This is a genomic window from Pseudomonas phoenicis (assembly GCF_047302395.1).
Lineage (GTDB): Bacteria > Pseudomonadota > Gammaproteobacteria > Pseudomonadales > Pseudomonadaceae > Aquipseudomonas.
On sequence record NZ_CP154852.1, the window covers coordinates 2,223,363 to 2,237,099 of the forward strand.

Annotated in this window: 13 protein-coding genes; 3 read left to right on the forward strand and 10 right to left on the reverse strand. The window is 66.9% G+C overall.

The genetic code is table 11. The features are described from left to right. Positions 1 to 68 precede the first annotated feature (68 nt). Positions 69 to 1,025, forward strand: a complete 957-nt coding sequence (gene cbpA, locus AA0Z93_RS10050) for a curved DNA-binding protein (protein WP_413045456.1) — start codon at positions 69 to 71, stop codon at positions 1,023 to 1,025. A gap of 2 nt (positions 1,026 to 1,027) precedes the next feature. After that, entirely contained in the window at positions 1,028 to 1,333 is a 306-nt protein-coding gene (locus AA0Z93_RS10055; protein WP_413045455.1) for a chaperone modulator CbpM, read from the forward strand. A gap of 128 nt (positions 1,334 to 1,461) precedes the next feature. Here AA0Z93_RS10055 and AA0Z93_RS10060 read toward each other — a convergent pair whose 3' ends face one another. Next, entirely contained in the window at positions 1,462 to 1,977 is a 516-nt protein-coding gene (locus tag AA0Z93_RS10060) for an N-acetyltransferase family protein (protein WP_413045454.1), read from the reverse strand. A gap of 892 nt (positions 1,978 to 2,869) precedes the next feature. Between AA0Z93_RS10060 and AA0Z93_RS10065 the strand changes: the two genes are divergently transcribed. After that, the gene (locus tag AA0Z93_RS10065; RefSeq protein ID WP_413045453.1) at positions 2,870 to 3,172 is read left to right on the forward strand and encodes a hypothetical protein; all 303 of its coding nucleotides are present in this window, start codon (positions 2,870 to 2,872) and stop codon (positions 3,170 to 3,172) included. A gap of 163 nt (positions 3,173 to 3,335) precedes the next feature. On the opposite strand, the gene cycA is transcribed toward AA0Z93_RS10065, so the two are convergent. The 9 genes from cycA to cbiE form a co-directional block, all read right to left on the reverse strand. Continuing rightward, positions 3,336 to 4,727, reverse strand: a complete 1,392-nt coding sequence (gene cycA / locus AA0Z93_RS10070) for a D-serine/D-alanine/glycine transporter (RefSeq protein ID WP_413045452.1) — start codon at positions 4,725 to 4,727, stop codon at positions 3,336 to 3,338. A 461-nt stretch (positions 4,728 to 5,188) separates the two neighbouring features. Continuing rightward, positions 5,189 to 6,547 (reverse strand): PepSY-associated TM helix domain-containing protein, encoded by a 1,359-nt coding sequence (locus AA0Z93_RS10075; protein ID WP_413045451.1) that lies wholly within the window; start codon positions 6,545 to 6,547, stop codon positions 5,189 to 5,191. 331 nt (positions 6,548 to 6,878) lie between these two features. Continuing rightward, positions 6,879 to 8,936 (reverse strand): TonB-dependent copper receptor, encoded by a 2,058-nt coding sequence (locus AA0Z93_RS10080; RefSeq protein WP_413045450.1) that lies wholly within the window; start codon positions 8,934 to 8,936, stop codon positions 6,879 to 6,881. A 61-nt stretch (positions 8,937 to 8,997) separates the two neighbouring features. Then, positions 8,998 to 9,456 carry a DUF2946 domain-containing protein gene (locus AA0Z93_RS10085; protein ID WP_413045449.1) on the reverse strand — a complete coding sequence of 153 codons (459 nt, stop codon included), beginning with the start codon at positions 9,454 to 9,456 and terminating at the stop codon, positions 8,998 to 9,000. Between the two features lie 19 nt (positions 9,457 to 9,475). Further along, the gene (locus AA0Z93_RS10090; protein ID WP_413045448.1) at positions 9,476 to 9,958 is read right to left on the reverse strand and encodes a copper chaperone PCu(A)C; all 483 of its coding nucleotides are present in this window, start codon (positions 9,956 to 9,958) and stop codon (positions 9,476 to 9,478) included. 47 nt (positions 9,959 to 10,005) lie between these two features. Continuing rightward, entirely contained in the window at positions 10,006 to 10,392 is a 387-nt protein-coding gene (locus AA0Z93_RS10095; RefSeq protein WP_413045447.1) for a DUF2946 domain-containing protein, read from the reverse strand. 212 nt (positions 10,393 to 10,604) lie between these two features. Further along, positions 10,605 to 11,342 carry a cobalt-precorrin-6A reductase gene (locus AA0Z93_RS10100; RefSeq protein ID WP_413045446.1) on the reverse strand — a complete coding sequence of 246 codons (738 nt, stop codon included), beginning with the start codon at positions 11,340 to 11,342 and terminating at the stop codon, positions 10,605 to 10,607. Next, positions 11,339 to 12,433 (reverse strand): cobalt-precorrin-5B (C(1))-methyltransferase, encoded by a 1,095-nt coding sequence (locus AA0Z93_RS10105; protein WP_413045445.1) that lies wholly within the window; start codon positions 12,431 to 12,433, stop codon positions 11,339 to 11,341. Before AA0Z93_RS10105 ends, AA0Z93_RS10100 begins: the two co-directional genes overlap by 4 nt. Next, positions 12,426 to 13,637 (reverse strand): precorrin-6y C5,15-methyltransferase (decarboxylating) subunit CbiE, encoded by a 1,212-nt coding sequence (gene cbiE, locus AA0Z93_RS10110; protein ID WP_413045444.1) that lies wholly within the window; start codon positions 13,635 to 13,637, stop codon positions 12,426 to 12,428. The genes AA0Z93_RS10105 and cbiE overlap by 8 nt, the downstream gene beginning before the upstream one ends. Positions 13,638 to 13,737 lie beyond the last annotated feature (100 nt).

Genomic DNA, 13,737 nt, shown 5'->3' on the forward strand with positions numbered 1-13,737 from the left:
ATCTTGAACCGCTATCCTTGGGCCTTATCTACAGTTGCAACATGTAACTTCACATTGGTGACCCTTGGATGGACTTCAAAGACTACTACAAGATATTGGGCGTCGAGCCGAGCGCGGATGACAAGGCCATCAAAGCCGCCTACCGCAAGCTGGCGCGCAAATACCACCCCGATGTCAGCAAGGAGCCCGGCGCCGAAGACAAATTCAAAGAGGCCAACGAGGCCTATGAAGTGCTGGGCGACGCGCAGAAGCGGGCCGAATTCGACGAGATCCGCAAATATGGCGGCCAGCACGGCCGGCCGTTCCAGGCCCCACCCGGGTGGGAGAACCGCGGCGGCGGTGGCGGCGGCTTCGACAACGGCGACTTTTCCGATTTCTTCAGTTCGATGTTCGGAGCCCGTGGCGGCAGCCCGTTCGGCCGTGGCCAACAGCAGCAGCGCAGCGCGGGGCGCCGCGGGCAGGACGTGGAGCTGGAACTGGCGATCTTCCTGGAAGAAACCCTGAGCAAGGACTCCAAACAGATCAGTTTCCAGGTGCCGCAGACCAATGCGATGGGGCAGCGCACCGGCTTCACCACCAAAACCCTCAACGTGAAGATTCCTGCGGGCGTGACCGACGGCGAGCGCATCCGCCTCAAGGGCCAGGGCGCGCCGGGTCTGGGCGGGGGCGCCAATGGCGATCTGTTCCTGACCCTGCGTCTGGCGCCGCATCCGCAGTTCGACGTCGAAGGTCACGATCTGATCATCACCGTGCCCCTGGCGCCTTGGGAGGCCGCGCTGGGCGCCAAGGTCGCGGTGCCGACCCTGACCGGGCGCATCAACCTGACCATCCGCCCCGACAGCCAGAGCGGCCAGCGTCTGCGCGTCAAGGGCATGGGTTTGACCAACAAGCAGGGCGAGCGCGGCGATCTCTACGCGCAGCTCAAAGTGGTCATGCCTAGCCAATCCGATGCTAAAGCGCGTGAGCTGTGGAGCAAACTTTCCGAACAGGCCGCCTTCGACCCGAGGGCCAACTGGAGCAAGTGACCATGAGCCGCACCCTGATCGTGCAACTGGACCTGCATACCCTGTGTCGCGAGGCCGACGTATCGGCCGACTGCGTGATCGAGATCGTCGAGCACGGCATCGTCGAGCCGCAGGGGCGAACGCCGCAAGACTGGCTGTTCGACGATCAGGCGCCGCTGCGCACCCGCCGGGCGGTCAAGCTGCATCGGCAATTGCAGCTGGAATGGGAGGGCGTAGCGTTGGCGCTGGAGTTGCTCGAGGAGGTACAGCAGTTGCGTACCGAGAACAGCAGGTTGCGCCAGCAGCTGGGACGCTTCACCCAGCGCTGACCTGAAGCGCCGCGATCAGGCGGCTGCGGGGCAGCACTCAGGTGGTCCGGGTGGTCGTCCGCGGCCCTGGACGCCCTCCACCGACTCTCGATTCCACGCTGGATGCCACGAGGCTTTCCAGGCGGTGCCTACGGCGGGGTTGGTTGGTCGTCCAGCTGCAGTTGCATGAAGGTCAAGTCCAGCCAACGGCCGAACTTCACGCCCACCTGGGCCATTTGCCCCGTCACGGCAAACCCCAAACGCTCATGCAGGCGGATCGAAGCGGCATTGCCGCTCTCGATGGCCGCCACCATCACATGTTTGCCGCAGGTGCGCGCCTGCGCGATCAGTTCGGCCATCAGGCGTGGCGCCAGGCCTTTGCCGCGTTGGTCGTGGCGGATGTACACCGAGTGTTCGACCGTCAGCCGGAAACCCTCGAACGGGCGCCAGTCGCCGAACGAGGCGTAGCCCAGCACGCCGCTGTCGTCGACGGCCACCAGGATCGGATAGCCCTGCTGCTGGCGGGCGGCGAACCAGGCCTGGCGGTTGGCGAGGTCGACCGGCACCTCGTTCCAGATCGCCAGGGTGTTGTGTACCGCGTCGTTGTAGATGGAGAGGATGCCGGGCAGGTCGTCGGGGGAGGCTGGGCGGATGGCTAGGGTCATGTGGGCTATTCGTTGGAAGTTGAAAAATTGGGACGGGGCGCGGGGGAGGTCGGCGTCGATGCCAGTTATAGGCATGATGGAGGCTTGGCGTCCAGCTTACGAGTTTCGAAGGAGGGCCTTGTGCCAAGCGACCGGCAAGTTGCGTCTCTTGGGGGTTCGAGTTGAAGCGTTGGGCCGGCTGCGCCGTCCATCGCGGCTGATCGGAGCGCCGAACCGGCTGCTCCAACAAAGTGGGCTACAGCCCGATCGACATCACCACGCGATCCTTGTGGGAGCGGCTTTAGCCGCGATGGGCGGCAGCGCCGCCCCAGTTCAGGCGGTGTAAAGCTCGGCATGCTGCCCAGCTCTATCCCTGGCGCTAATGGGATGCGGTATGCCTATAGGGGGTGGAGGATGGCGCTGTTGCTATTGGGCCGGCTGCGCCAGCCATCGCGGCTGAACCGGAGCGCTGGCCGGCCGCTCCTACAGGGGGGTGGGATGCCCTATGAGTACTGTCTTTTTGCGGTTGAGTGGGATGCCGAACGGTCGCTGCTGTAGAGGTTAGCGAACGTTTTGACAGCCTTTGGGATCTTGAGTACTGTGCCGCACCGCAGTAGATTCTGCGGCACGGGATTGGCGTCCCAGACAGGACAGAGTTTGAGCATGGCTGCCAACGGCAGTGGTGTTCTGCATGGCTGCACCCTCTATGGGCGGCGCCGTGTGTGGGAGCCTTCGGGCTCACCGGTTCTCTGTCCGGCACGCCAACCCGCACGGCTCCGCTCACCTATATTGGCGTATGGGTAAGGAGCGACATTACAGAGCGTTGCAAGGAGTAGCCCATGCTTGAGAAATCCATCCCAGATCCACCCCGCTTGTCGTTCGAACGTCTCTCCGATGCCCGAGAGGTACGCCCATGAGCCTACCCTCATGTACCCCTCCTGATCCGAACGCACCCCGCTCAGTCACCGCCTGTATAGCCTTCGGCACCTGCAATTATGCCCACCCCCCGACGTTCACGGTTCGCCAGGGGATCGACAGTGAAGATGCACTGGTATGTGCAGTCGCGGCATTGAGGGCGGCCTACGAAACCAATGCCATCGCGCTGGAGAAAGCAGTCGAGCCGACGCGCAGCCTGCTGGCGGCAACGGAAAACTCGCTGGAGAAAGGCCTGGCCTTAACCGAGGCCGTTTTGCAAGGCATCGAGGCCGAGCGCTGAAATGAAAAAGGGCGCCCTTCGTGTCTGAAGTGCGCCCTCATTGCCACGCGACCCTTGGCGCAGCTGCCGTGTCCTGAGTGCGAGCCGACAGGCCATCGGCAGCACCAGCCAGTGAGTCGCGGACGCTCCTCATGCTTGAGGAACGCCCATCATCGCCCTGCGCTCAGCGGCGCAATTGCCGTTTGCTACGCACGAATCGATACGTCACCGCCAACACCACGAACCAGATCGGCGTCACCACCAGCGCCGAGCGGGTGTCGGCTTCCAGGCTCAGCAGCACCAGAATGAAGGCGAAGAACGCCAGGCACACGTAGCACATCACGCGGCCGCCCGGCATCTTGTACTTCGACGCCAGGTGCAGGGCCGCGCGGCGTTTGCGGTAGGTCAGGTACGACAGCAGGATCAGCGTCCAGACGAACATGAACAGCACCGCCGACACGGTGGTGACCAGGGTGAAGGCCTCGACCACGTCAGGCACCAGGTAGATCATCACCGCGCCCAGCATCAGGCACAGGCACGAGAACAGCAGGCCGTTGGCCGGTACCGCGCGGCGCGACAGCTTTTCGAAGGCTTTCGGCGCGTCGCCTTCCTGGGCCAGGCCGTAGAGCATGCGGCTGGTGGAGAACACGCCGCTGTTGGCCGAAGAGGCCGCCGAGGTCAGCACCACGAAGTTGATGATGCTCGCCGCCGCCGGCAGGCCGGCCAGCACGAACAGCTCGACGAACGGACTCTTGCCCGGCACCACATCGCGCCACGGCGTCACGGCCATGATGGCGATCAGCGCCAGCACGTAGAACACGATGATGCGGATCGGAATCGAGTTGATCGCCCGCGGCAGGGTGCGCTCGGGGTTCTTCGCTTCGGCGGCGGTAGTGCCCACCAGCTCGATGCCGACGAAGGCGAACACAGCGATCTGGAAACCGGCGAAGAAGCCCATCAGGCCATGGGGGAACATGCCCTCGTCGTTCCACAGGTTGGCCAGTTGCGCGGTGCGCCCGCTGGGCGACTCGAAGCCGGTGACCACCATGTATAGGCCGGTGGCGACCAGGCCGAGGATGGCGACGATCTTGATCATGGCGAACCAGAATTCGGTTTCGCCGAACATCTTCACCGTCACCAGGTTCAGCGACAGCAGCACCGCCACGCAGGTCAGCGCCGGTATCCACTGCGGCAGGTCGGGAAACCAGAACTGCGAGTAGGCGGCGATGGCGATGACGTCGGCGATGCCGGTGATCACCCAGCAGAACCAGTAGGTCCAGCCGGTGAAGTAACCGGCCCAGGGACCGAGCAGGTCGGCGGAAAAGTCGATGAAGGATTTGTACTGGAGGTTCGACAGCAGCAGCTCGCCCATCGCCCGCATGACGAAGAACAGCATGAAGCCGATGATCATGTAGACGAAGATGATCGACGGGCCAGCGAGGCTGATGGTCTTGCCCGAGCCCATGAACAGGCCGGTGCCGATGGCACCGCCAATGGCGATGAGCTGGATGTGGCGGTTGGTCAGGTTGCGTTGCAGGTGCTGGTCATCGGGCGCAGCTTGGGTAGTCCGGGTCATGGTCTGCATTCCATTAGAAGGCCGTCTTCTGAAGAGACGTAGCCGCGTAGGCTACCATGGCCTCCACCTGGCGTAGCGCGACAGATCGACACGAGGGAAGCGGTGCAGGTGTGGGTTGCAGCCGCTTTTCCTGTCCAGTGGGTGGTGGTTGGGTTGGGCCGGCAACGCCGGCCCAGTTCAAGTAGTGCATTTCTACAGAGGAATCGCAGTGGCTGGTGTGGGCCGGCGTTGCCGGCCATCGCGGCTAAAGCCGCTCCTACAGGTCAGTGCACTGCTTGATGAATACACGCCCCTGTCGGAGCAGCCGGTTCGGTGCTCCGATCAGCCGCGATGGCCGTGCCAGCGGCCTTGGAGTCTACCCCTGAGTCCAATGGGTGAATCACACTGTGGGAACTGCATTCGCACAGCTGTCAGTGCTCTCGAAACGTACCGACTGGACCCCAGGTGACGATGGATTTGCTCTAACCCGTCAGACGCTGCCGGCGCACCACCAGGTTATCCACAACCCACAACACCAGCATCGACACCCCCACCAGCGGAAACATCACGCCCAGCACCAGCATCACCGCCACCGCGGCCTTCCAGCGCGGCAGGTCGTGGCGCAGTGGCGGCACGCCCAGGCCGCCAGCGGGTCGACGCTTCCACCACATCACCAGGCCGCTGACCGAGCCCAGCAGGATCATCAGGCACACCAGCAGCACGATGATCTGGTTGGCCGCGCCGAACATCATGCCTTCGTGCAGCTTCACGCCCAGCTCCGTGGCACGGGCGGCGGTGTTGTAATCGCGCCAGCCGACCTCGGCCAGGACGCGGCCGTCGTATTGATCGACATGCAGGGTGGCGTCGTTGCGTGGGTCGTCGGCGAACACCGAGACGGTGAACACGCCTTCCGCGCCGGTGGGCAAGGTGATGCTGTAGCCGGGCGCCACACGTCTGGCCGTGGCGATGTCCTCGACCTGCTGCAGGCTGACCTGCGGCGCGGCGGGCCCGCTGGACGTCATGTGGTGGCCGGCATGTTCGGCGTGGGCGCCCGATTGCGGCATGGGGGTGTTTTCCACCGCCCAGGGCACGGTCTGGCGGTGGGCCTGGTTCAGCTCGCCGGCCTGGCGGGTGGACTGCGGCACGTCGGTCCACATCGCGGCGGGAAAGCGGTTCCACAGCTCGGCGTACTGCTTGCCCCAGAACCCGGTCCAGGTCATGCCGCTGAGCAGCATCACCAGCAGCAGGCCGGCGCCCCAGAAGCCGCTGACCGCGTGCAGGTCGCGCCACCACAGGCGCCCAGTGGCGGTCTTGCGCAGCCACAGTACGCCGCCACGCCGCCCGCGCGGCCACCACAGGTACAGACCGGAGACCACCAGCACGATGCCCCAGCCTGCGGCCATTTCGATCAAGCGGTCACCCAAGGTGCCGATCATCAATTCGCTGTGCAGCGCCCGGGCGATGGCCTGCAGGTTGCGCTTGCCGTCCTGCTCGCCCAGCACCGCGGCGCGGTAGGGGTCGACGAACACGTTCAGCTCGCGGCCGGCATCGTGCACCACGAATTGCGCGCTGCGGTCGGCGGCCGCAGGCGGCAGGTATTGGGCGACATGGGCCTTGGGGTAGGCCTGCTGCACGGCGGCCAGCAAGCGGTCGGCGTCCTGGCGGTGATGCTCGGCCTGCACCACCAGCAGAGAGCGGTACATCAACGGGTCGAGCTGGGGTTTGAACAGGTAGACGATGCCGGTCAGCGCCAACAGGATCATGAAGGGCGCGACGAACAGCCCGGCGTAGAAATGCCAGCGCCAGGCCAGGGAATAGAACGATGTACGGGGTGCACGCAAGAGAACCTCCAAGGACGGGCATGGGTGGATGCCCGTCGGCTAAGCATTCGTAATCAGTGGGGCTGCCTTGCGGCCCATCGCGGCTGATCGGAGCGCCGGACCGGCCGCTCCCAGGAAATGGCGCCCGTCCGTGGGCGCGGTTCAGCCACGATGGGCCGCACAGCGGCCCGGTCACGTGATCGATGGCATTGGGACAGTGGAGCGGTCCGCGCGGGCGCTGGGGTTTTTCCAGGGTCTTGGCGCATCGCGTTCCATGCCTATCCCAACCCATCGGTAGAGGACGCGGCTCAGGCCGCGCCCATTGGGTCATGGTCGACCGAAGCGAGCACCGTCAGAAGCTGATATCGACCTTGGTCCACAGCGTTCGTCCCGGTTCGTTGACCGCTTGCGGGTCCAGCGCCGGGTAGCCGAAGCCGGCGTTGCCGGCCAGGTTCAAGTGCTCGGAGTAGGCTTTGTCGAACAGATTGTCCACCCCCGCGCTGAGCTTGAGGTTGGCGTTGACCTTGTAGGCGCCGTTCAACGAGAACACGCCGAAACCTGCGCTTTGGTCGTAGTCCTTGCCCACCACGTTGCCTTGGTTGAGTGCCACACGGTGCTGCGCCGAGGCCAGGCGCCAGAGGCTGCCGACGCTCCAGCGGTCGCGGCTGTAGGTCAGGCCCAGGCGGCTTTCCAGGGGCGGCATCTGTGGCAGCGCGCGGCCGTCGCTGCTGTTCTTGCCCCAGGCGTAGGCCAGGGTGGCATCGGCTTTCCAGTGCTCGGTCAGGGCGTAGGCCGCGCCCAGCTCGCCGCCCATGATGCGGGCGTCGATGTTGCGCGCCTGGCTGGCGCCCATCATGGCGCCGGCATAGTCGAACAGGATGAAGTCGCGCACCTGACCTGCATAAGCGGATGCCCAGGCCTCCAGGCGCTCGTCGCGGTACTGGATGCCGACATCGAGTTGCGTGGTCCTCTCGGGCTTGATGGCATCGAAAGCGTTGACCGAGCCCATCGGGCCCGTTTTCGGCGAAAACAGTTCCCAGTAGTCCGGGAAACGCTGGGCGTGGCCCAGGCCGATGTAGGTGGTGGCGTTCAGCGCGGTCAGGTCGTGCTCGTAGCGCACGAAGCCGCTGGGCAGGGTGTCGGCGCGGGTGTCGCCATGGGTGGCCAGGCCCTGGCGATAGTCCTTGGCCGAGGCGCGGTCCAGACGCGCGCCACCGATCAGCCGGTCGCCGCCGCTGGCGTACCAGGTCAGCTCGCCGAAGGCACCGTAGTCGTGAAAGTCGGCGTCCTTGGTCCAAGGCTGGCCCTTGTGCGCATCGACGCCCATGCCGCCACGCTTTCGGTGCTCGTTGGTCTGCGCGTCCAGGCCACCGATCAGTTGCACGTCTTCCCAGCGCCAGGTGGCCTTGACCCGACCACCCAAGGTACGGCGGTCGACGTTGCTGACCATGGGCATGCCCATCATGCCGCTCCCCGAGGGGCGGCGCAGGCTGTAGTTGTCCATCACATGATCGGCGTAGTTGTAGTAAGCCTGCGCCTCAAGCTTGTCCAGCACTTCGCCGAGGTTGGATTTCTCGAAACGCAGGCCCAGGCTCTCGCGCTTGAACTGCGAGCCGTCCATGCCGCGCCCGGCGTAGCGCGATTCGCCATCGCCCTTGCCGGCGGTCAGCTCCAGCAGGGTGTCGGCGTCGGGCGTCCAGCCCAGGGCGACATCGCCGTTCCATTTGTCCCAGCGCGATGGCACACGGTCGCCGTGGCCGTCGTCGTAGTCGCCGGCACGCGACTGGTTGCCGACGAAGCGCGCGTAGCCTTCGCTGTTGCCGGCGGCGGCATCCAGCACTTTGTCGAAACGGCCGTTGGAGCCGACCAGCAGGCTGGCATCGACGCGGCTGCCGAGGGTGCCGAAATGTTCCGGTTCGCGCTCGAACAACACCGTGCCGGCCGAGCCGCCCGGGCCCCAGAGCACGCTTTGCGGGCCTTTGATGACGGTCAGGCGGTCGTAGGTTTCCGGGGCGATGTACGACGTAGGCGCGTCCATACGGTTGGGGCAGGCGCCGAGCATCAGGCCGCCGTTGGTGAGGATGTTCAGGCGCGAGCCGAACATGCCGCGCAGCACCGGGTCGCCGTTGGTGCCGCCGGCGCGGATGGCGGAGAAGCCGGGGATGGTTTTCAGGTAGTCGGCGCCGTCGCTGGCCGGCACCGGTTGGCGAGGGTCCTTGGGGTTGGTGGTGACGGTCAGCGGCGAACTGGGCGCCACGGCGGTGATGACCGTGGGGCTCAACTCGCTGTCGGCGGCCGATGGAGCGGGCGCGAGGTCGGCGGCCAGGGCCATGGGTGCGATGAGCGAGCCACAGAGCAGGGCGATGCTGCCGCGCAGGGACAATGCGGAAACGGGGATACAGCCAGACATAAGGATTCCAGTCGATCGGTCAGGAGTGGGCGCGAAGCACAGGGCTTCGGCGGTAGAGGCGTCAGACGATCGACAGGCTGGGCGGCGCGCGGCTGCGTGCGCCGGGGAATACGGCCTGACGGCCATGCCCACTGCGTACGGGCGCTGCCACATGCAGGGGCGCGGGTGTGTGGCCGAAGGTGAGGGGGCTGAGGGTCTGCGGCAGGGCCGGGCAGTTGAACAGCAGGCTGCAATAGCCGCACTGCTCCCACAGCACGTGCAGGTGGCCGTCGTTGCCCGTACCGTGGCCCGCATGGGTGCCATGCTCGGCCATGGCGACTTGCCCGGCCGCGGGCATGTCCATGGCCATGTGCGCCGGCATCGGCATGGCCATGCCGGCGTGATGGTTCATCGGCATCGACTGGGAAACCAGCGGGCCGATGAAGATCATCCACATGGCGAACAGGCTCAGCCAGCTGCCACCGACGCGCCTGCGGGCAGGGCGGGTGGTGCGGCGGGGCCTGTGGCGCAAAAGGCTCATGGAGGACGTGAGCTAGCGGTCAGTGGGCGTGGTCGTGGCCTTGTTGCGTGGCCGGCGCCTGCTGCTGCACGGCGACTTGCACGGTGATGTCCCCGGCGCGCTCGAAGTGCAACGTCAGCGGGAAGCGCTGGCCGGCGACCAGCAGGCTGCGGTCGCTGGGTTGCAGGATCATCACGTGGTAGGCGCTGGGGGCGAACACCAGGTCCTGGCCGGCCGGCACGGCGACGCTTGCGACCTGTTGCATGCGCATCGCGCCGCTGCCCGACTGCACGTGCTCATGCAACTGCGCTTGGCGGCCGACGGGTGTGTCCACCGACAGCAGCCGGTCGTCGCGCTTGCCGTTGTTGTGCACCACGAAATAGGCCGCCACGTTCGGCGCGTTGGGCGGCAGGGCCAGGGACCAGGGATGGGCGATGTGCAGGTCGCCGACGGTGTATTCATGGGCACTGGCGAATGCGCCGGGCAGCAGCAGGGCGGCCACGACGAGGGCTTGCTTGAGCATGGTGAAGCTCCGATCGATTGAGGTTCAGGCAGGTGGCGCTGGAGCACTCAAGCGACGGGGGAGGCGCGGGGATTGATGCCGGGCCAGAGCTGGCGCGGTGTGGATCGATAGATGGGGTGTTCGTCGAGCGCGCCGAGGAGGCGCTGCGGCGGATGGCGCACTTGCAGCGGCTGGCCGCCCAAGGCCAACAGGGGCGCCGCGCCCGAACAGCACCAGCAGTGCTGCATGTTGGAATGTTCGTCGTGGGGCTGGCCAAGGTCGATCCTGGCCAGCCCTTGCACTTCGACCAGCGCCTTGCCGCCGCTGGAACAGAACGCACCCCACAGCAACTGATCCGCCGCGCCCTTGGGCGTGGCGGCGGACAGCGGCATGGCCAGCATATTGAACAGCACTGCCAGGCAGGCGATCCAGGCGATGTGGCGACGTGGGGGCATGGAGAGATCCGGTCAGGAATCAGCGGCGTATTGTACGGCGCAGTATAGGGAAATATCGCCGGGTGCGGTGATGTGCCGCAGTGGTGCCCCGTCGTCGCGCTGCCCGGCCGCTCCAACAGGCCTGCACGCTCAGGAAATACGCGTATCCGTGTTGGAGCGGCCGGTTCGGCGTTCCGATTAGCCGCGATGGCCTGCAGCGCAGGCCAACCCGATTAGTTACCCACAACGCTCGAAGGCGGCAGCGCGGCCAGCAGCGATGCCACTTGGAAAAATTCACGGTCCACCGCCGGCAACGGTGGGCGCTTGAGCACCAGTACTGGAATGCCACGCTCGCGCGCCACCTCCAGCTTGGGCTCGGTGGCGACGCTGCCGCTGTTCTTGCTCACCAGCACATCGATCCGCCGCGTGGCGAACAGCCTGCGCTCTTCGGCCAGCAAGAAGGGACCACGCGCGCCGATCACCTCGCAGCGCGCGTTGCCGGGGCAGGCATCGAGGGCGCGCAGGGTCCAGAATTGCCGCGCAGGAATTTCGTCCAGGTGCGCCAGCGGCTCGCGGCCCAAGGTGAACAAAGGCCGCGCGAAAGGCGCGAGGGCGTCGATCAGCTCGGGCCAGTCGGCGACCTCGCGCCAATCGTCACCAGGCCGAGGCTGCCACGCCGGCCGACGCAGTGCCCAGCAGACCACGCCGGCGCTGCGCGCGGCCTGCACGGCGTTGGCGCTGATCTGCGCAGCGTAGGGGTGGGTGGCGTCGATCAACAGCGTGATGCCCGCCTCGCGCAGGTAGCCCGCCAGCCCCTCGGCACCGCCATAGCCGCCCACACGCACCTGGCAGTTCAGGTCGTGCGGTACGCGGCCGATGCCGGCCAGGCTGTAGACGTGCTCCGGGCCCAGGCGCCGGGCGATGGCCAGCGCTTCGCTGACGCCCCCCAACAACAGGATGCGTTCGCTCATGGGCGCCCCGCCGTGCCGACGATGCCGCCCTGGCGGTCGATGGCGAACACCTCCACCTGCACCTGGGCCGGCACCACGCTGCGGGCGAAGGCCAAGGCATGGGCGCACACCGCATCGCCCAGACCGATGCCCGCCGCATGGCTCAAGGCCAAGGCTTGCTGACTGGTGTTGGCGCCCAGGATGGCCTGTTGCAGCGCGGCGTCGGCGCCGAGGTCGGCGGCCCAGCCGGCCAGTTGCGGCAGGTCGATGCTGGAATGGCGGCTGTGCAGGTCCATGTGCCCGGCGGCCAGCTTGCTGATCTTGCCGAAGCCGCCGCACAGGGTCAGGCGCGCCATGGGCACCCGGCGCAGGTGCTTGAGCACCGCGCCGACGAAGTCGCCCATCTCGATCAGGGCGATGTCGGGCAGATCGTAGACCCGGCGCATGGTGTCCTCGCTGGCGTTGCCGGTGCAGGCGGCGATGTGCGTGTAGCCATTGCTGTGGGCGACGTCGATGCCCTGCTGGATGGAGGCGATGTAGGCGGCGCAGGAAAACGGCCGGACGATGCCGCTGGTGCCCAGGATCGACAGGCCGCCGAGAATGCCCAGGCGCGGGTTCATGGTCTTGAGCGCCAGTTGCGCGCCGTCGCGCACGTTCACCGTGACCTCGAAACCGCCGGCGAAGCCCGATTCGTGTGCCAGTTGCGCCAAGTGCTCGCTGATCATGCGCCGCGGCACCGGGTTGATCGCAGGTTCCCCGACCGCCAGCACCAGGCCGGGGCGGGTCACCGTGCCGACCCCTTCGCCGGCGACGAAGCGCACGCCGGGCGCATCGAGCAGGCGCACCTGGCTGTAGAGCAGGGCGCCATGGGTCACGTCCGGGTCGTCGCCGGCGTCCTTGAGCGTGCCGGCTTCGGCCATTTCGCCTCGAACACGGCAGAACTCCAGGCGCATCTGCACCACTTTGCCCTTGGGCAGGGTGATGTGCACGGCATCGCAGTCCTGGCCACTGAGCAGCAGGCGCGCGGCGGCCAGGCTCGTGGCGGTGGCGCAACTGCCGGTGGTCAAGCCGCTGCGCAGAGGGGCAGGGGCCTCACGGGTCTCTTCACGCATCGACGGGCTTGACCACGTCGAGCAGGGTGATCGGCAACGCTTGGCGCCAGGTGTCGAAGCTCCCCAGGGGCTGCGCCTGGGCCACGTGCAGGCGGGTCAGGTCGCCGCCGTGGCGCTCGCGAAAGTGCGCCAGGGCCAGTTCGCTTTGCAGGGTCACGGCATTGGCCACCAGCCGTCCGCCCGGGCGCAGCGCCGCCCAGCAGCGCTCCAGCACGCCTGCGCGGGTGACGCCGCCGCCGATGAACAGCGCATCCGGGGTTTCCAGACCGTGCAGAGCGTCGGGTGCTTTGCCGCGTATCAGGTGCAGGCCGGGTACGCCGAGCGCTTCGCGGTTGAACTCGATGAACGCCTGGCGCCCTTCGTCGGCCTCGATCGCCAGGGCGCGGCAGCTGGGGTGGGCGCGCATCCACTCGATGCCGATCGAGCCGCAACCGGCGCCGACGTCCCACAGCAGCTCGCCCGGGCGCGGCGCCAGACGCGCCAGGGTCATGGCGCGCACATCGCGCTTGGTCAGTTGGCCGTCGTGGCGAAAGGCATGGTCGGGCAGGCCGGCCAGGGGCGACAGGGGCACGGCCTGAGGCCCGGCCAGGCATTCGATGGCCACCAGGTTGAGCGGCGCCAGCGGACCGTGGGGCCAGGCGTCGGCCCGACCGCGCAGGCAGCGCTCTTCAGCGCCGCCCAGGTGTTCGAAGACCTGCAAACGGCTCGGGCCGAAGCCGCGTTCGGTCAGTAGCGCGGCCAGCGCCGCCGGGCTGTCGCCGTCGTTGCTCAACACCAGCAGGCGCACGCCGCTGTACAGGTGCGCGTTGAGCGCGCTCAGGGGGCGCGCCACCACCGACAGCACCTGCACCTCCTGCAATGGCCAACCCAGGCGCGCTGCGGCCAGGGCGCAGGAGGAGGGCATCGACAGCACGTGCAGCTCGTCGGCAGGCACCTGGCGCGCCAGGCTCGCGCCGACGCCATAGAACATCGGGTCGCCGCTGGCCAGCACGCACACCGGCTCGCCGCGCTGCGCCAGCACCGGCGCCAGGGAAAACGGGCTGGTCCACGGTACCTGCTGGCCGGTCACGCAGCGCGGCAGCAGCGCCAGTTGGCGCGGGCCGCCGAAAATCTGCCGGGCACCGAGCAGCGCGCGGCGGGCCTGTTTGCCCAGGCCGCTGAAACCGTCTTCGCCGATGCCTACTACTGTCAGCCAGGGTGTCATGGGGTCCTCTGAAGTGTCTGTGCGCCATCATTGCCGGGCGCGCCGACGACGGCCCTCGACCACCGGCTTTTCATGCCGCCGGACAAAGCAGGCATAATAC

Coding starts and splice junctions, on each gene's coding strand:
- cbpA (WP_413045456.1), top strand. CDS start 69: ATGGACTTCAAAGACTACTACAAGATATTGGGCGTCGAGCCGAGCGCG.
- AA0Z93_RS10055 (WP_413045455.1), top strand. CDS start 1,028: ATGAGCCGCACCCTGATCGTGCAACTGGACCTGCATACCCTGTGTCGC.
- AA0Z93_RS10060 (WP_413045454.1), bottom strand. CDS start 1,977: ATGACCCTAGCCATCCGCCCAGCCTCCCCCGACGACCTGCCCGGCATC.
- AA0Z93_RS10065 (WP_413045453.1), top strand. CDS start 2,870: ATGAGCCTACCCTCATGTACCCCTCCTGATCCGAACGCACCCCGCTCA.
- cycA (WP_413045452.1), bottom strand. CDS start 4,727: ATGACCCGGACTACCCAAGCTGCGCCCGATGACCAGCACCTGCAACGC.
- AA0Z93_RS10080 (WP_413045450.1), bottom strand. CDS start 8,936: ATGTCTGGCTGTATCCCCGTTTCCGCATTGTCCCTGCGCGGCAGCATC.
- AA0Z93_RS10085 (WP_413045449.1), bottom strand. CDS start 9,456: ATGAGCCTTTTGCGCCACAGGCCCCGCCGCACCACCCGCCCTGCCCGC.
- AA0Z93_RS10090 (WP_413045448.1), bottom strand. CDS start 9,958: ATGCTCAAGCAAGCCCTCGTCGTGGCCGCCCTGCTGCTGCCCGGCGCA.
- AA0Z93_RS10095 (WP_413045447.1), bottom strand. CDS start 10,392: ATGCCCCCACGTCGCCACATCGCCTGGATCGCCTGCCTGGCAGTGCTG.
- AA0Z93_RS10100 (WP_413045446.1), bottom strand. CDS start 11,342: ATGAGCGAACGCATCCTGTTGTTGGGGGGCGTCAGCGAAGCGCTGGCC.
- AA0Z93_RS10105 (WP_413045445.1), bottom strand. CDS start 12,433: ATGCGTGAAGAGACCCGTGAGGCCCCTGCCCCTCTGCGCAGCGGCTTG.
- cbiE (WP_413045444.1), bottom strand. CDS start 13,637: ATGACACCCTGGCTGACAGTAGTAGGCATCGGCGAAGACGGTTTCAGC.